This is a genomic window from Terriglobus albidus (assembly GCF_008000815.1).
Taxonomy (GTDB): domain Bacteria; phylum Acidobacteriota; class Terriglobia; order Terriglobales; family Acidobacteriaceae; genus Terriglobus; species Terriglobus albidus_A.
On record NZ_CP042806.1, the window covers coordinates 301,156 to 318,027 of the forward strand.

Here is a 16,872-nt window from a genome sequence, read left to right on the forward strand (position 1 = left end):
TCTGCCGGTGGTATGCTTCATGGTGCCAGACGTCCAGAGCCGTGCGATCGAAGAGCCACAACAAATCGGTAACGCCGGAGCTTTCCGTCGATCTTCTGCTGCACTCCCCCAGTATTTCGGTGCGCGACATCTATTGCGCCGGTACCTGTAAGGGACACAGCCCGGAAGAACACGCAACCGCAACCGAGCTTGTCTTTCCCTATCGCGGCACCTACGTTCGCCACGTCGGACAAGACCAGTCCGTTGCCGAAGCGAATCAGGTACTGCTCTTCAATCGAGGGCAGGGCTATCGCGTCAGCCACCCCGTCGAAGGCGGGGACGCCAGTTTGTCTTTATTCCTCTCTCCCTCGCTGCTGGCAGAGCTTTCGCCGGTGTCACTTCTGATTGATCGCACCGAGCCCACGTTCCACGCACAGCGGCTTCGCGTCGATACCCGCTCCCAGTCGCTGCTTGCCACGCTGCGGCACCGGTTGCGTCAAGGAGTCGCAGCTTCGATGGAAGCGGAGACTCTCGCCCTGACCCTGGTGCAACATACTCTGGGACCTCGGACCGCCCACACCGCAGGCGGCAGTGCCGGCCGTCAGCGTCTGGTCGATCGGGCCAAGCTGGCTGTCGCAAGCGACCTTGGACGCCGGTGGACACTCGCAGAGGTTGCCGCTGAGGTTCGTTGTTCGCCGGTCTATCTCACACAGGTCTTTCAGCAGGTGGAGGGCATTCCGCTCTATCGCTATCAACTACGGCTGCGGCTCGCACGTGCGCTCGACCTTCTGGAAGAGTATGACGATCTCACCCAACTCAGCCTAGACCTTGGCTTCTCCAGCCATAGCCACTTCAGCGCCGCCTTCCGTGAGACGTATGGCAAGTCTCCGTCTGCCTTCAAGCAATCGGCCCTGGGACGCTGATCGTTCGCTCTCCGTCATCACCGGCACCAAGCGCTGACGATACTTGTGTTCCAATCCTAAGAAGTATGAGTTCCTTTGATCTCTCCGGAGTTCGAGTCGGCGGCGGCAAGCTCTTTCTGATCGCAGGCCCATGTGTGATCGAGAGCGAGGCCCACGTCCGCAAGATGGCGGATGCGATTCAGCGCATTACCTCCGACCTCGGCGTTCCCTATATCTTCAAGGCCAGCTACGACAAGGCCAACCGCACCTCCATCAAGAGCTTTCGCGGCCCCGGCCTGACGGAAGGCTGCCGCATCCTGAAAGCTGTACGCGAAGCCCATGGTCTGCCAGTACTGACGGACGTGCATACACCGCAGGACTGTGCCGCGGTCGGCGAGGCCGTGGACGTGCTGCAGATTCCCGCCTTCCTCTGCCGCCAGACCGACCTGCTGATCGCCGCGGCTGAGACCGGACGCGCCATCAATGTAAAGAAGGGCCAGTTCGTCGCTCCGCAGGACATGCGCCACGCCGCGGAGAAGATCCGCGAGAGCGGCAATGAACGTGTCTTCCTGACCGAGCGCGGAGCCAGCTTCGGCTACAACAACCTCGTCGTCGATATGCGCTCGCTGCCCATCATGCGCGGCTTTGCCCCCGTGGTCTTCGACGGAACCCACTCCGTGCAAACACCCTCAGCCGCCAACGGCGTCAGCGGCGGCCAGCCGGAGTTTATTCCCGTGCTCGCCCGCGCAGCCGTTGCCGCAGGTGTAGACGGAGTCTTCCTGGAGGTCCATGACGACCCGCCGAACGCCAAGAGCGACGGGGCCAACGCATTGCATCTGAATCACTTGAAGCGGATGCTGGAGCAGTTGCTGGCGGTGCATCAGGCTGTACAGATGTAGGGACTGGCAATAATTTTTGTCATTTCGTAGCGACCGGAGGGAGCGGAGAAATCTGCTTCTCTATGAAGGCGTGTCAGCAGATTCGTTTCTGTGTTTTGTTCGAAATTTAGGGTATTCCTCACCCACCCTAGCGTTGCGAGGGTGGGCACCCGGACCGTTCTATAGGTTTTCTGGCCAGCCGAATTTGTCGACACCTCAAGTTCCTTTATCAGGAAACAGAAAAAAGCAGATCTCTGCGGGATGACAAATAAAAACGTCTCAATGCTAGAATTAGGTATGCCTAAATTAGGCTTACCTAAGAATCCGTGATCGAGACCCAGACCAATCCGCAGACGCCGGCTACCGACGCGGCCTCGCACGGCCGTTTCCGCCTGCTGCCGGAGTTGAAGCGCGGCGAGCTATGGACATACTTCGGTCCGGCATTCGTGGCCTCGGTGGCCTACATCGATCCCGGCAACTTCGCCACCAACATCGACGGCGGAACCCGTTACGGCTATCGCCTGCTGTGGGTCTTGCTGTGGTCGAATGCCATGGCCATCATGATCCAGTACCTGTCGGCCAAGCTGGGCATCGTGACGGGACTTACCCTCCCCCAGAACTGCCGCAAGGTCTACTCGCGCGGCACCAACATCTTCCTGTGGGTAGCGGCGGAGATCGCCGCCCTGGCCACGGATCTGGCAGAGTTTCTGGGAGCGGCGCTGGGTTTCTATCTGCTCTTTGGGCCGGCGCTGCTGGAACATGGATGGTCGCGCACCGGTGTGATGTTTGCCGCCGCGATGCTCACCACGGTCTGCGTCTTCCTGATCCTTGCACTCGATCTTGCCGGCTTCCGCTTCCTGGAGTGGGGCATCATGGCCTTCGTCGGTGTGATCGGCATCTGCTACGCCATCGAGATCTTTCTGGTGCACCCGGACTGGAAGCTCGCCGCCTTCCACGCTCTGGTTCCATCCTTTGATCGCGCAGATTTGCACGGCAGCATTTATGTCGCCGTGGGCATGCTGGGCGCTACTGTAATGCCGCATGTGGTCTACCTGCACTCCGCCCTGGTGCAGCCTCGCATCAAGCAGGCGACCCATCGCTCCGGCCTTCCCGGAAGAAACTTCCGGTCGCGCTATCTGCGCTTCGAGCTGGTCGACGTCTTCGTCGCCATGAACGGCGCATGGCTGATCAACTCAGCGATGATCATCATGGCTGCTGGAGCCTTCGCCAGCTTCGCCGCACGCGGCCTGCCGCCGGTGGCAAGCATCGAAGATGCGCACCACACCCTGGGCCCGCTGCTCGGCGGCATCTCGGCGACGGTCTTCGCTGTGGCTTTGCTGTGCTCCGGCCTATCCTCCTCGACAGTCGGCGTCATGGCCGGCCAGGTGGTGCTGGAGGGTTTTCTCAACGTCAAGTTCTCCATCTTCCTGCGCCGCTTTCTGACCATTATTCCGGCGCTTGTGGTCATCGGCCTTGGCCTCGATCCACTGAAGATCCTGATCCTCTCGCAGGTGGTCCTGAGCTTTGCTCTTCCCTTCGCTCTGGTGCCGCTGCTTCTGCTCACCAGCCGCCGCGATGTGATGGACAGCTTCGCCAACCGCAAACGGACGAAGTACGCCGGCTGGCTGATCGTGACGATCATCGTGAGTCTGAATGTGCTGCTGTTGTGGCAGACATTTGTTCGCTAGAGCAATGAAAACGCCGCGGCACTCTTCTTCCGGGCTACCCAGCAACAGGAAAAATGCTCTAGACATACGGCACTGCCGCTAAGCTGGAGTCATGCTGGAAACGCGTGTCACGTTTGCAAACGGCCGCAATCAAACTCTCGTCGGTGATCTGGTCGTTACGAGCCCCACCCACGCCGTTATCCTCTCGCATGGCTTCGCGAGTGACCGCAACGGACGCGGACGTCACCCTGCGCTGGCTGATGCACTGAATGACGCGGGCATCTCCACATTGCGTTACGATTTTGCCGGATGCGGAGAGTCGGATGATGACACACTCACACCCGAAGGCCTGCGCGACGATCTCCGCTCCGCAATCCGTTTTCTACAGCAGCAGGGATTCACACACATCGGACTCTATGGGCACTCGCTTGGGGGAACCATCTCGCTGTGGTCGTTCACGCCGGAGATCAAAGCGCTTGCCGTTACCGGAGCAGCAACCGGGCCGGTACATTACAACTTCGACGAGTTCTTCCCGCAGACTGCGGTCAACAAGCTGCGCCGCACCGGCATCATGCCTGTGCCGTCAAAGTCAGAGCTCAGATCTGTCGTGCTCGCCTCACATGTACTGATGGATAGCTTCAGCACGTTCTCTTCGGAAGAGCTCTTGAGTCCCATCACGGTACCGGTTCTGCTGATTCATGGTGGAGGAGACGATGAAGAGCGCATGCTTGCGGCCACTTCACACGAAGGGATTCATCGTCTTCCAGAGGGATCGGTACTGGAGGTGTTTCCTGAGGCTCCCCATGACATGCATGCTATTTGGCCGCAGGTCACGGAGAAGCTGGCGAGTTGGTTTCGGGAGCATTTGGGTTAGTTGTACTGGGCTAGTTGTACTATGTTCATGCCCTCAGGGGCTGAAGCCCCTGAACCCAAAGGCCCGGGGCGGGACGGCTGAACAGTTTGCGGAAAAACGCGTCTTTTCGCCTGCGGGTCAGTCTGTTGTGAGGGATCGGTGAGTTGTTTTGGTTCTCTATGGCACGTTGTTATGCGGTTTGGGTGGGTTTAGAGGGTGTTTAGACACACTACGGCCGTGTCATGACTGTGCTGGGATGGGAGGTATCAGCTTCACCAGCCGCAGGAGATTATGGGCTGCGGCCATGAGCTGTACCATCCAGTCCACCTTGCGTAGCCCACGCAGCTTGGTCTGTCGCATCGAACGGTCCAGCTTCATCCAACCGAAGACCTTCTCAACCAGTTTGCGTTTCCTCTGACTGATCGCATATCCCGGCTCGCTGCGTTCCTTGCTGTTGAGCCAGTTGGGCCATTTGGGGTTCGGCTCATACTCGGCCACGTGCGGCCTGACCTTGCGACGGCGCAGGGCCTTGATGAACTTCTCGTACTGATAGCCCTTGTCGGCTCCCAGCGTGATCCGCTTTTTACGCTTGATCCGCTTCAACATCTTCAGAGCCGCTGCACGTTCCTCTGTCGTCCCGGCCTGTGTGGCCATGGCCGCCACCACCAGACCGTTGCGGTTCTCGGTGATCACATGGCCCAGATAGCTGGGAACCGATGCTCCGCTGGAGCTCTTGCGATACAGCCGCGCTTCCGGATCGGTAGAGGACTCATGAGTATCACGCAGTAGCTTCTTACCACCCGCTCCCGTCCCACGGTCCGGAGGATCGGCCTTCTCATGGAAGCTGCGCCGGTTGGCCCATGCCTGGATCAGCGTGCCGTCCACCGTGAAGTGTTCTTCGCTGAGCAGCTTGTGCTGGCTAGCTTCCTCCAGCACCGCCAGCAGAAGCTTCTGGCTGGCTTCGCCGGCGATCAGACGCTCCCGGTTCTTGGTAAATACCGTCACGTCCCACACCGGATCGTCAATCTCCATGCCCACGAACCAGCGGAACAACAGGTTATAGTTCAGCTGCTCCATCAACTGCCGTTCCGAGCGAATCGAGTACAGCACCATCAGCAACTGCGCACGCAGCAGACGTTCCGGCGCGATCGATGGTCGCCCTGTCGCCGCGTAAAGCTGCGACAACTCACCATCCATCCGCTTCAGTGCCGCATCCACCATAGTCCGGATCCTCCGCACCGGATGATCCGATGCGATCCGCTGCTCCATCGTTACGTAACTGAACATCCCGCTCTGCTTCGCTTCTTCTCCCCGCATACCTCTCTCTTACGACAATCCCCGAAAAACGAAAAGAGTTTTTCCGCAAACTGTGAAGCCGTCCCCTTAAGCAAGACATTCGCACCTTACCGTGCGAACCCAACTACAGCTTCTAAGCTGATAAAGAGAGGGGAGGCTTCCGCCTCCCCTCTCCATTGAGTGCTTGCTACCGCCCGTGGCCGCGATCTCCGCCACGCGGTTGGTCAGGACGTCCGCCTCCCTGCTGCGGACGTGGGGCTTCCATTCGCTGCTGCGGTTGTTGCTGGCGCTGCTGCATTTGTTCTTGCCGCATTTGCTGCATCTGCTGCTGGCGCTGTTGATCCATCTGCTGACGCTGCTGCTGTTGCATCTGCTGTTGGCGTTGTTGCTGCTCCTGCATGCGCTGTTGCTGCTGCATTTGCTGTTGCTGCTGCCGCTGCTGATCAGCTTGCCGTTGCTGCATCATCTGTTGTTGACGCTCCTGCATCTGCTGCGAACGCTGCTGGTTCTGCATCTCCTGCTGGCGTTGCTGCTGCATCTGTTGTTGACGCTGCTGATCCATCTGCTGACGTTGCTGCATCTGGCGTTGCTGATCAGCCTGACGTTGCTGTTGTTCCTGCACCTGTTGTTGCTGACGCTGCTGCATCTGCTCCTGCTGCGTCTGTTGGCGTTGCTGCATCATCTGCTGCTGACGCTGCTGGTCCTGCTGACGCTGCTGGTCGAAACCACCGCGGTTGATGTTCTGCTGCTGCCCATTCGGATTCTGTCCCGGAGGCACCAGGCCAGGATTCCGTCCGAAGCCGCCGCGCACCGCCTGACTCTGCGGTTGCTGGTTAGGCTGCTGCTGTTGCGTCTGTTGACGCTGTTGCATCATCTGCTGCTGGCGCTGCTGCTCCTGCTGACGCTGCTGGTCGAAACCGCCGCGGTTATTGTTCTGCTGCTGCCCATTCGGATTCTGTCCCGGGGGCACCAGGCCAGGATTCCGTCCGAAGCCGCCGCGCACCGCCTGGCTCTGCGGTTGCTGGTTAGGCTGCTGCCGTTGCTGCATCTGTTGCTGTTGTTGCTGACGCTGCTGCACCATCTGCTGGCGGGCAGCCCACTGCGGGTTCACTGCATTCGGAGCCGGACGCTGGAAACCGTGGTCGGCCTGCAGCGGACGGTTCACCGCAGCAACCTGCGGACGTCCACGATTCGCCGCGAAGAACGCATTGCGGTTCTGCATCGCCTCGCGCTGCACTGCCAATTGCTGCGTCATCGGACGCACATGCTGCTCGCGATAGGCGAAGCGCTCCTGCGGAGCCGGAGGACGATTGATGCCGCCGCGTCCACCGTAGTACGCCACACGCGTGTTGTTGATGTACGTGTTATTGATCACCGTGACATTGCGCTGGTAGACGTAGGTCGCCCGCGGAGGAACACGGTTGCACACGCGGTTGTAGTAAAAGTGCGGTCCATTCCAGTAGCCGCCCTGATAGCCGAAACCGATGTAGCCGAAGCCATAGTTAACGCCGCCGTAGAAACCGATGTGCGGTCCCCAGTAGCCGCGATAGAAGCGGTAGCGGCCGCCATACCAGCCCCAGTAGCCGGGGGTCCAGAGCGCGCCGACATACGGCGGATACACCCACGCACCCGGCACCCAGTAGTAGCCGGTATCGGCGTAGTACCAATAACCAGGAGTCCAGATGTAGTCGGGTCCGGGCGCCTCGGGCTGCTCATACTGCGGCAGTTGAGGCGGAGGGTTGTCGGCGACGACGTCATCAAGCGCGTCCGCGCCCTGCTGGTAGGTGTCGTCGTCATACTGTCCCTGATTGGGATCCTGGTATTGCGCATTTGGATCCTGATTCGCATACTGCGCATTCGGGTCCTGGTTTGCATATTGTGCGTTGGGATCCTGATATGCCGGCTGCTGTTGTGTCTGGGCTGGCTGATAGGTCTGCGCTGTCGGCTGACCGCCCTGGTAGCTTTGTGCCTGGGTTACTGCCTCATTCTGCTGGCTGTTTCCCTGGATGGGCACCTGGGCCATGTTGGAATCAGTAGGATTCCCCGCCCCCGGCTCCTGCAGCGCCGCCTGCACGCTGCTACCCCGGCAGCCGGCCAGCGGCAAAGCCAATAACGCCGCCATCACACTGATTCTGAGAGTATTTCCGTTCCCACCCATAGGTCACCTCTTCATACCGGATCTTTCTCTCCGCCCGGTTGATACCTATAGATAGACACGCCTCTGCGCGCACGCGTTGCCGCATCTTTTTGTTGCAAACGGGGTTGCAGAGGTTTACTTCACGAAGAGGCGAAGCGCGTAGTAGATACCGCCCGCAATCAACGCCGCGGCCGGAAGAGTGAAGAGCCACGCCAGGAGGATGTTGCGGATGGTTTGCATACGCAAGCCGCTCCCGTTGGCCAGCATGGTTCCGGCCACTCCTGAACTCAGCACATGGGTCGTACTCACCGGCAGATGGAAGCGGTCCGCTGCGATGATGGTCGCCGCGGCAACAATCTCCGCCGAGGCGCCCTGAGCGTAGGTGAGATGTTCCTTGCCGATGCGCTCGCCGACGGTGATAACGATGCGGCGCCAGCCGACCATGGTGCCCAGGCCGAGAGCCAGAGCCACCGCGACCTTGACCCACACCGGAATGAACTTGGTTGCGTGATCGAGGTGCTCCTCGTAGTTCTTCAGAGTGTCTTTGTCCGCGGAGGTGAAGGGCGGAACACCCTTTTCCTCATTCGACTTGGCGAGCAGACGCAGGGTCTCGCTCTCGATATACATATCGTTGCGGACGTTACGCTGCTGGTCGTCCGGAACATCGGAGAGCTGATGGTGCGGGGCGACCTGGTGGGTGATCTCGTCAGCCATACGCCGCGCAGCCGGAATAACGTCGGGCACCAGTTCCTTGGAGCGGATGTATGCCGTCAGCACTGTCCTGGCATCATTCACTTCGATGCCCTGCGGAGCGTAGTGCTGGAAGACGCGCGCCGCCGACTCGCTGACCGCAACGAAGTCCTGCGTCTGCGAGAAGCCGAGAGCATGGTTCAGGGCGTAGGCCGTCGGAACCGTGCCGATCAGGATCAGCATGATGAGTCCCATGCCCTTCTGACCGTCGTTCGATCCATGTCCGAAGCTGACACCGGTGCAGGTAAGAATGAGCAGAACGCGGATCCAGAACGGAGGCGGTTCGTTGCCGACCGGCGCCTCGTAGAGCTGCTGGTCCTTCACCACCTGCTTAAGGATGATGAGCATCAGCGCGGCGAAGGCGAATCCAGCGAGAGGAGAGATGAAGAGAGCGCGGAAGACGTTGGCGACCTGACCCCAATCGACTCCGCTGGCTCCGTTGGAGCCATTCATCAACTGGTTGGCGATGCCCACGCCAATCATCGATCCGATCAGGGTGTGCGAGCTGGATGCCGGAAGACCCAGCGCCCAGGTACCCAGGTTCCAGGCGATAGCCGCAAGCAGCAATGCAAAGACCGCGGCAAATCCCGCTCCGGAACCGGCCTTCAGAATGATCTCAATGGGAAGCAGCGAGAGTACCGCGAAGGCGACACCGCCGGAAGAGGTGAGCACGCCGATCAGGTTCCAGATGCCGGACCAGATCACGGCAACATGCGGATCAAGCGAATGGGTATAGATGACGGTGGCTACAGCATTGGCCGTGTCGTGAAAACCGTTGACGAATTCGAAGCCGAGAGCAATAAGCAGGGCGAGACCAAGCAGGATGTACGGCCATCCGCTGAGATTATGAACCCGGCTCAGGTCGTTGGCGACATGAACCCCGGCGTACACAATTCCCGCCAAAATAATGGCGCCGAAGACACCGAAGCTCTTCTTGCCTGGGGTGCGTTTGAGTTTGGCCTGTAATGCAGCGGATTGACTAACGCCTTCTTTGACGGCTACCGTCACAAATACACTCCGACGCGCTCGCCTTAGACAAGCCGCCTCATGGATAGTACCAATCCCGGCAGTGCCGGAGGCTACGGGTTTGTTACAGCACTGTTAAAAACCGGGGTGGTTGCACCATCGCTGGTGAAGCGGTGGAAAATCTGACAATTCTTCCCTCACTTTTTCGTAAGGCCTGTCGATCCATCCCCGGTTTGTTCGATTAACCCGCAGACAGGCAATAAGGAGGCCTGCGACCCATGCAATATCTGCTGCTGATCTACGACAACGAAGCCAAGCTCAACGCCCTTCCCCCGGCGCAACTTGTTGATATGTATGCCGAATACGGCGGCCTGACACAGTCGCTGAAGAACTCCGGCCAATTTCTCGCCGGCCGCCAGCTTCATCCGGTGGCGCAGGCCACGACCGTCCGGGTCAAGGATGGCAAGCAGACGGTCACCGACGGTCCATTTGCGGAGACGAAGGAACAACTCGGTGGCTTTTATATGGTGGAAGCGGCCGACCTCGATGAGGCTGTCGCCATCGCCGCCCGCATCCCCTCCGCCCGTACCGGATCGATCGAGGTCCGTCCCCTCGTGGAACGTCCAGCCGAGCGCAAGGACCAAAACTAAGCATCATGCCGTTACCGACGGAAACCGGGCAGGCCCACTTCGAGACCATCTATCGCGAAGAGGCTGCCCGGGTTCTGGCCACCCTGATCCGCCTGCTCGGCAGCTTTGACCTGGCCGAAGAGGTGACCCAGGAAGCCTTCACCATCGCCCTCCAGCAGTGGCCGATCGAGGGCCTGCCCGCCAATCCCCGCGCCTGGCTGATCTCGACCGCGCGGCACAAGGCGCTGGACCTGATCCGCCGTCGAGCGAGCTTTGCAGACAAACAGACCGAGCTGGTGCACTTCCTGCTGCCTTGCGAACACGAGGCGCCGGCCCAGGAGGCGGCAATGCTGCAGGCAGAGCAGCCGATCGAAGACGATCTGCTCCGCCTGATCTTTACCTGCTGCCACCCGGCTCTGTCGCAGGAGACCCAGGTCGCCCTGACCCTGCGTACCCTTTGTTCCCTAGATACTGAGCAGATCGCACGCGCCTTCCTGGTTCCGGTCGCCACCATGCAGCAGCGCATCGTCCGCGCCAAACAGAAGATCCGCGATGCCGGCATTCCCTACCGGGTTCCGTCGCACGGCGATCTGCCACAGCGGATCTCCGCTGTGGCGCTGACCGTCTACCTGGTCTTCAATGAGGGCTATACCCACAACAACCGCGAGTTTGCCGCAGAGGCCATCCGTCTGGCCCGCCTGCTGCACCGGCTGATGCCCGCCGAGGCTGAACTGACCGGGCTGCTCGCTCTCCTCTTATTGCAGGACTCGCGCGCTGCGGCCCGCCTCTCCACGGAAGGCGACCTTGTCCTTTTACAAGAGCAGGACCGCAGTCTGTGGAATCGCACCCAGATCGACGAGGGTCTGGTGCTCGTGGAAGAAGCTCTACGGCAGGGACCGCCCGGCCCCTATGCGCTGCAGTCAGCCATTGCTGCCCTGCATGCCCAGGCGCAGACCGCCTCAGCCACCGACTGGCCGCAGATCGCAGCGCTCTATACCCTGCTCTATCGCCAACAGGCCACACCGATTATCGAGCTGAACCGCGCAGCCGCTATCGCGATGGCCTATGGAGAAGAGGCCGGCCTCAGATTGCTGGCCGAGATCGAAGAGCGCGGCGACCTGAAATGCTATGGGCACTTCTATGCAGCGAAGGGTGAGCTGCTGCGGCGGCTTAACCGACGCGACGAAGCCGCCGCAGCATATGAACGGGCACTCGGGCTGGTGTGCTCAAAAGAAGAACAACGATTCCTTAGAAAGAGACTCGCAGAGTTGGAATAACGAATTGCCTTCGTCTAAGGCCATCATGTTAATCTGCCTTCGATCCCATGCCTCAATTTCGAAACGTCTTTGAACGCTTCTCTAAGATCTACGCCGGTTTAGGAGACGAGCAGCTTCTGTCACTGGCCAATGATCTCGATCAGCTTGAGCTCGATGCACAGGAAGCATTACAGGCAGAGTTACTGCACCGTCGACTTGAGTTACATAGTGCTGTCGGGGCGGAGACCCCGGAAGAGACTCATCCAGAACATGGCGAAAAGCTCGACGGCCCCGAATCGGAGTGGGTCTTCGAAACTACGAGTCAGGCACTTGCCGCTAAGAGTGCATTGGAAAGTGCGGGCATTCGGGCAATTGTGAATCTTCCGCCGTCGAAGTTTTATGCAAACTCTCCAAGCGTCACCTTCGTATCCAACGGCACGGAAAAACTCCGGGAGATTTATGAAGACCTGCAAGCGTCAGATAACGAGGAACCGGTCGGGGACTTCGTCTTCCCTACCTGCCCCGCATGTGGCCGCGAAGATGTTCTGCTTACCTCGGTCGAACCCTTCAATACATGGGAATGTGAAAGCTGCAGCCACACCTGGCAGGAATCCTGAGACATCTGGCGTATCGCAGCCTTCGGTCGCTACAATAATCGCCATGCGCAGCCTCTTCATCCTGAAGCGGTTTCGCCGCGGAAAACATGACCGCGGCCGCATCCTCCTGTAACCCTCCTTTTCCTGTAGATTTGTTACGCTTCCTACGCCTGCAGATCGCCCCCTTGGACCGTGCGATCTGCGGAAAACCGCGCCCTTTCGAGGCGCAATTTGAGGACCCATACCATGAGCACCGTCAATAGCTTTGGCGCAAAAGCCACACTGACCGCAGGCGGCAAGAGCTACACCTACTACCGCCTTGACGCACTGCACACCGTCCAGCTCACCCGACTTCCGTTCTCGCTGAAGATCCTGCTTGAGAACCTGCTGCGCCGCGAAGACGGAGTCTCCGTCACCGCCGACGATATTAACTTCCTCGTTAACTGGGACTGCTCCGCCGAGCCCAGCCGCGAGATCGCCTATATGCCCGCTCGCGTCCTCATGCAGGACTTCACCGGGGTTCCCGCCGTCGTGGATCTCGCGGCCATGCGCGATGCCATGAAGGCCCTGGGCGGTGATCCGCAGAAGATCAATCCGCTGCAGCCAGCCGAGCTGGTCATCGACCACTCCGTTCAGGTGGATGAATACGGCACCGCCAACGCCTATGAGCTGAACTCGCTGCTCGAGTTCCAGCGCAACCGCGAGCGCTACGCCTTCCTGAAGTGGGGCCAGACCGCCTTCCGCAACTTTTCCGCTGTGCCCCCAGGCATGGGTATCTGCCACCAGGTGAACCTGGAGTACCTGGCTCGCGTTGTCTTCACCACGGACGACAACGTCGCCTACCCCGACACCCTGGTCGGTACTGATTCACACACCACCATGGTCAACGGCCTGGGCGTTCTGGGCTGGGGCGTGGGCGGCATTGAAGCCGAGGCTGCCATGCTGGGCCAGCCCGTTTCCATGCTGGTGCCGCAGGTCGTCGGGTTCCGCCTGACCGGCAAGCTGAAGCAGGGCGCCACCGCCACCGATCTGGTTCTTACCGTCACCGAGATGCTGCGTAAGCACGGCGTAGTCGGCAAGTTCGTCGAGTTCTTCGGGCCTGGCATCAGCGCTCTGCCGCTGGCAGACCGTGCCACCATCGCCAACATGGCGCCTGAGTACGGCGCCACCTGCGGCATCTTCCCCGTCGACGTCGAGACCCTGAACTACCTGCGCCTGACCGGCCGCAGCGAGGAACAGATCGCTCTGGTCGAGGCCTACTACAAGGCCCAGGGCATGTTCCACACCGCAAACGCGAAGGAGGCCACCTACTCCTCCGTGCTGCACCTCGATCTCGGTATGGTGGAACCCTCTGTCGCCGGACCGAAGCGTCCGCAGGATCGCGTTGCGCTCTCCCGCACCGCAGAGAGCTTCAAGTCGCAGCTCCCGTCACTCTTCGGTCCTAACTCCAACAAGAATGGCGACCGTCAGATCGTTCGCTGGCAGGGCGAGGGTGGCCATCTTGCAGCCGACGAAGAAACCAAGAGCAGCAAGCCTACCGAGCCGATCGCCAGCATCAAAGACCGCCTGGGCGTGGACGTCGACAAGTATCTCCACCACGGATCCATTGTCATCGCGGCAATTACCTCCTGCACCAACACCTCGAACCCCAGTGTGATGCTGGCCGCAGGCCTGCTGGCGAAGAAGGCGGTGGAGAAGGGCCTCGTCACGCCGCCATGGGTGAAGACCTCGCTCGCTCCCGGATCGCGTGTCGTCACCGACTACTACGAGAAGGCCGGTCTGACTCCATACCTGGACAAGCTGCGCTTCAACACCGTCGGCTACGGCTGCACCACCTGCATCGGCAACTCGGGTGCGCTGCCCACCGATGTCACCAAGGCGATTGAAGATCACGGCCTGGTGGCGGTCTCCGTTCTCTCCGGAAACCGTAACTTCGAGGGCCGCATCAACTCCGATGTCCGTGCCAACTATCTGATGTCGCCGCCGCTGGTCGTTGCTTACGCACTGGCCGGCCGCATCGACTTTGACTTCGACAACGAACCACTGGGTAAGGGCAAGGATGGCATACCCATCTATCTGACCGACATCTGGCCGTCGCAAGAAGAAGTAGCTGCCACCGTCGCAAGCTCCATCGACAGCAGCATGTTCCACAAGGAGTACTCGACCGTCTCGAAGGGTGACGTCAACTGGCAGAACCTGAAGTTCCCCTCGGGCGACACCTATGGATGGGAGGGTGACTCCACCTACATCCGTCAGGCGCCGTACTTCGACAACATGCCTGCAACGCCGGAGCCGGTGACCGACATCGCCGGAGCCCGCGTTCTGGCGGTCCTGGGTGATTCCATCACCACCGACCACATCTCTCCTGCGGGCTCCATCAAGCTGAACAGCCCTGCCGGAAAGTACCTCACCAGCAATGGTGTGAAGCCGGCCGACTTCAACAGCTATGGCTCACGCCGCGGCAATCACGAGGTGATGGTGCGTGGCACCTTCGCTAACGTTCGCCTGAAGAACAAGCTGGCTCCGGGAACCGAAGGCGGCGTCACGCGTCTTCTGCCCGAGGGTGAGCAGATGTCGATCTACGACGCATCCGTGACTTATGCGGAGCGCGGTACGCCGCTGGCCATCCTCGCAGGCAAGGAGTACGGTTCCGGCTCCTCGCGCGACTGGGCCGCGAAGGGTACGCGTCTGCTAGGCGTACGCTTCGTACTCGCTGAGAGCTACGAGCGTATTCACCGCTCAAACCTGGTAGGCATGGGCATTCTTCCGCTGCAGTTCCTTCAAGGACAGTGCGTCGAGTCGCTCGGCCTGACGGGCGAGGAGGTCTATGACATCCCCGGCCTGAAGGCGATGCTCGACTCGAAGTTTGCCGACGGCAAGGTGATTACGGTGCACGCCAAAGCAGCGGATGGTTCCGTCAAGAACATCCAGGCTCAGGTACGCATCGATACACCGCAGGAGATCCTGTACTACCTGCACGGCGGCATTCTGCAGTACGTGCTGCGTCAGCTTGCAGGCAAGGCCTAGCACAACATCAGAAAGGTCGCTAAGCATAAGGCTCGGAAATATTCCGGGCCTTATGCTTTTGCATGGGTCACCTACCGGAGAAATGCTCTAGTGTTGTGAGTCTAAAGTTTGCGACGAAATTGTTTTCATTCTGAACGTTCGGGGTCATCAACGAATCCGGCCTTCAGCAAAGTTCTTGTCTTAACCGCGAGCGCCAAAGGGAGCTTTGTTTTGCTTAAGGGCACGGCTTTTAGCCGTGCCGTATGGATCCCCACTGAGACGCGGCTTTAGCCGCTGAGGGCATAATCTCGGTACCTCAGCGGCTTCTATGAGACGGCTGTATGGGTCAAGTTTTTTCCTTCATAGAGTTTTTGTATTTGCAGTTGCAGTTGCGGTTGTGTTTTGGATTCATCTCGGGGCTTCTATCCGCACTCGCAGTGAGCCGCTAAGGGACTCGGTGCCTGTTGGGACCCGATGGTGATGAATTGGGGCTGCTATCTGAAGCACGACCTGTATGGCCCAGCCGCTGAGCGCAGTCACCCGGACACGAGATTGTTCTGCTTTGGCCGATCCGCGGTTCAGGCTACGGTGGCCATTGCAGGTTGAGGGAAGTGTTGGAAGCTCTGTCCGCTGCGCCACATGCTGTGCAACAGGACCGCCAGTTTACGGGCCACCGCCACGATAGCTCGCTTTTTTGCTCTCTTGCCTCCACTGGATGCCAGCTTGAGGCCCCAGCGACGCAAGGCTGAGTCAGGACCGAAGCGACCCAGGATGTATTGCGCCGACTGCACCAGCAGACTTCGTAAATATCGGTTGCCGGTCTTGGAGATGCCTAACTCCGGATCCGAGTCCCCCGACTGACTTTGTCCGGGTCGCAGACCGAGCCACGCACCTGCGGAACGGTTGCTTGCTATATTGGGCCGGTCCAGCGTGAGTACATACGTGGCCGCCACCACAGGACCCACGCCTGGAACCGTACGCAGCACACCGATCTCCGGATACCTGGTACCCAGCTTTTCGATCTGTTCTTCCATACTGTCGATCTGACGGTTCAACGTCGCGATCTGCTCCAACAACGGAACCGCTACCGTCGTCAGCACAGACGGAATCGATGCCCGCACCCGCACAGGAAACGACTCGGTGGAACAGGCCGGCAGACGGCCACCGGCGCTTTTGACCAGGCCACGCAACGCGTTGACCAGCATCGTCCGCGCACGTACTAGCGTAGCCCGCGCCTGGATCAGGTTCAGGTCCTGCTGCCGCTCCATGCTGCGGTGAAGCAGCGGCGCCAGCAACTTAGGATCAGACGCCGCGAAGCGAGCCAGCTGCTCGGCATCGTTGCGATCGTTCTTCGATTCACTCGAGCTGATCGCCGCGATCTTGCGCGCATTGGCCACGATCACCTGATGACCTAAAGACTTGAGCAAACGGCTTACCCACGGAGAGTGCGTGCCGCACTCCAGTGCTATTCGCTGCCGCTCCTCGCCCTCGAAATGACGTCGGAACGCCGCCTCCGTACTCTGGATACGACCTTCCTCCATCACTTCCTTCCCTGCGTTCAACAGACAGTAGTGGCTGTAACGGTCCCCTAAATCAAGCCCTACCGTCAGCGCTGGCCTGTCACTCCCCATTTCCTCTAACCACTGCGCTTTGCTAACCTTCTTCATCGGCTGGTCTCCTTGAGCACCCCGAGTGCGTGCGAACAGCTTAGCTGCTTCGCGAGGCCAGCCGTCTCATCCCATCTAAAGCCGCATGTATTTCAGTGCGGGGACGGGACGGCTAAACAGGCTGCGGAAAAACTCGATTTTCGAGAAGCGCAAAAAAAACGATCGCGTCAGAATGACCTATAAGCGATCCGGGGACATTGGGTGATGATTTTCTATCCCCAAATTTGACCCGATTATCCCCTCATATAGAGTTTTTCCGCAGCCTGTAAAGCCGTCCCCTTAAGCAAGAC

12 protein-coding genes are annotated in these 16,872 nt (G+C 59.7%); 8 read left to right on the forward strand and 4 right to left on the reverse strand.

Translation table 11 applies throughout. From position 1 onward, the window contains the following. The first annotated feature begins 41 nt into the window (after positions 1–41). The 4 genes from FTW19_RS01195 to FTW19_RS01210 all read left to right on the forward strand — a co-directional run bounded on the left by FTW19_RS01195 (position 42) and on the right by FTW19_RS01210 (position 4,300). Positions 42–902, forward strand: a complete 861-nt coding sequence (locus tag FTW19_RS01195; protein ID WP_147645878.1) for a helix-turn-helix transcriptional regulator — start codon at positions 42–44, stop codon at positions 900–902. A gap of 65 nt (positions 903–967) precedes the next feature. Then, a complete protein-coding gene (gene kdsA / locus FTW19_RS01200; RefSeq protein ID WP_147645879.1) occupies positions 968–1,780 on the forward strand; it encodes a 3-deoxy-8-phosphooctulonate synthase in 813 nt (270 codons plus the stop codon). 305 nt (positions 1,781–2,085) lie between these two features. Then, positions 2,086–3,447 (forward strand): Nramp family divalent metal transporter, encoded by a 1,362-nt coding sequence (locus FTW19_RS01205; protein ID WP_246153517.1) that lies wholly within the window; start codon positions 2,086–2,088, stop codon positions 3,445–3,447. A 91-nt stretch (positions 3,448–3,538) separates the two neighbouring features. Next, positions 3,539–4,300 (forward strand): alpha/beta hydrolase, encoded by a 762-nt coding sequence (locus FTW19_RS01210; protein WP_147645880.1) that lies wholly within the window; start codon positions 3,539–3,541, stop codon positions 4,298–4,300. Positions 4,301–4,519: 219 nt separating this feature from the next. Here the strand turns inward: FTW19_RS01210 and FTW19_RS01215 are convergent, their stop codons facing one another. From FTW19_RS01215 to FTW19_RS01225, 3 genes are all read right to left on the reverse strand, one after another. Then, the gene (locus FTW19_RS01215; RefSeq protein ID WP_147645881.1) at positions 4,520–5,596 is read right to left on the reverse strand and encodes an IS5 family transposase; all 1,077 of its coding nucleotides are present in this window, start codon (positions 5,594–5,596) and stop codon (positions 4,520–4,522) included. A 166-nt stretch (positions 5,597–5,762) separates the two neighbouring features. Beyond that, positions 5,763–7,733 carry a YXWGXW repeat-containing protein gene (locus FTW19_RS26000; RefSeq protein ID WP_281292416.1) on the reverse strand — a complete coding sequence of 657 codons (1,971 nt, stop codon included), beginning with the start codon at positions 7,731–7,733 and terminating at the stop codon, positions 5,763–5,765. A gap of 114 nt (positions 7,734–7,847) precedes the next feature. Beyond that, on the reverse strand, positions 7,848–9,470 hold the full coding sequence (locus FTW19_RS01225; protein ID WP_147645882.1) for an inorganic phosphate transporter: 1,623 nt from the start codon (positions 9,468–9,470) through the stop codon (positions 7,848–7,850). Positions 9,471–9,706: 236 nt separating this feature from the next. Here FTW19_RS01225 and FTW19_RS01230 point away from each other — a divergent pair, with 236 nt between their 5' ends. The 4 genes from FTW19_RS01230 to acnA all read left to right on the forward strand — a co-directional run bounded on the left by FTW19_RS01230 (position 9,707) and on the right by acnA (position 14,936). Continuing rightward, on the forward strand, positions 9,707–10,078 hold the full coding sequence (locus FTW19_RS01230; protein WP_147645883.1) for a YciI family protein: 372 nt from the start codon (positions 9,707–9,709) through the stop codon (positions 10,076–10,078). A 5-nt stretch (positions 10,079–10,083) separates the two neighbouring features. Then, a complete protein-coding gene (locus FTW19_RS01235; protein WP_147645884.1) occupies positions 10,084–11,334 on the forward strand; it encodes an RNA polymerase sigma factor in 1,251 nt (416 codons plus the stop codon). Positions 11,335–11,381: 47 nt separating this feature from the next. Next, a complete protein-coding gene (locus tag FTW19_RS01240) occupies positions 11,382–11,930 on the forward strand; it encodes a hypothetical protein (protein ID WP_147645885.1) in 549 nt (182 codons plus the stop codon). A 225-nt stretch (positions 11,931–12,155) separates the two neighbouring features. Further along, positions 12,156–14,936: an aconitate hydratase AcnA gene (gene acnA, locus FTW19_RS01245; RefSeq protein ID WP_147645886.1), complete on the forward strand. Its 2,781-nt coding sequence runs from the start codon at positions 12,156–12,158 to the stop codon at positions 14,934–14,936. A 557-nt stretch (positions 14,937–15,493) separates the two neighbouring features. Here the strand turns inward: acnA and FTW19_RS01250 are convergent. Further along, positions 15,494–16,582, reverse strand: a complete 1,089-nt coding sequence (locus tag FTW19_RS01250) for an IS110 family transposase (protein ID WP_246153518.1) — start codon at positions 16,580–16,582, stop codon at positions 15,494–15,496. Positions 16,583–16,872: the final 290 nt, after the last annotated feature.

What these genes read in the sequence shown, in the direction of transcription:
- kdsA (WP_147645879.1), top strand. Translation starts at nt 968, where the DNA reads ATGAGTTCCTTTGATCTCTCCGGAGTTCGAGTCGGCGGCGGCAAGCTC.
- FTW19_RS01210 (WP_147645880.1), top strand. Translation starts at nt 3,539, where the DNA reads ATGCTGGAAACGCGTGTCACGTTTGCAAACGGCCGCAATCAAACTCTC.
- FTW19_RS01215 (WP_147645881.1), bottom strand. Translation starts at nt 5,596, where the DNA reads ATGCGGGGAGAAGAAGCGAAGCAGAGCGGGATGTTCAGTTACGTAACG.
- FTW19_RS26000 (WP_281292416.1), bottom strand. Translation starts at nt 7,733, where the DNA reads ATGGGTGGGAACGGAAATACTCTCAGAATCAGTGTGATGGCGGCGTTA.
- FTW19_RS01230 (WP_147645883.1), top strand. Translation starts at nt 9,707, where the DNA reads ATGCAATATCTGCTGCTGATCTACGACAACGAAGCCAAGCTCAACGCC.
- FTW19_RS01235 (WP_147645884.1), top strand. Translation starts at nt 10,084, where the DNA reads ATGCCGTTACCGACGGAAACCGGGCAGGCCCACTTCGAGACCATCTAT.
- FTW19_RS01240 (WP_147645885.1), top strand. Translation starts at nt 11,382, where the DNA reads ATGCCTCAATTTCGAAACGTCTTTGAACGCTTCTCTAAGATCTACGCC.
- acnA (WP_147645886.1), top strand. Translation starts at nt 12,156, where the DNA reads ATGAGCACCGTCAATAGCTTTGGCGCAAAAGCCACACTGACCGCAGGC.
- FTW19_RS01250 (WP_246153518.1), bottom strand. Translation starts at nt 16,582, where the DNA reads ATGAAGAAGGTTAGCAAAGCGCAGTGGTTAGAGGAAATGGGGAGTGAC.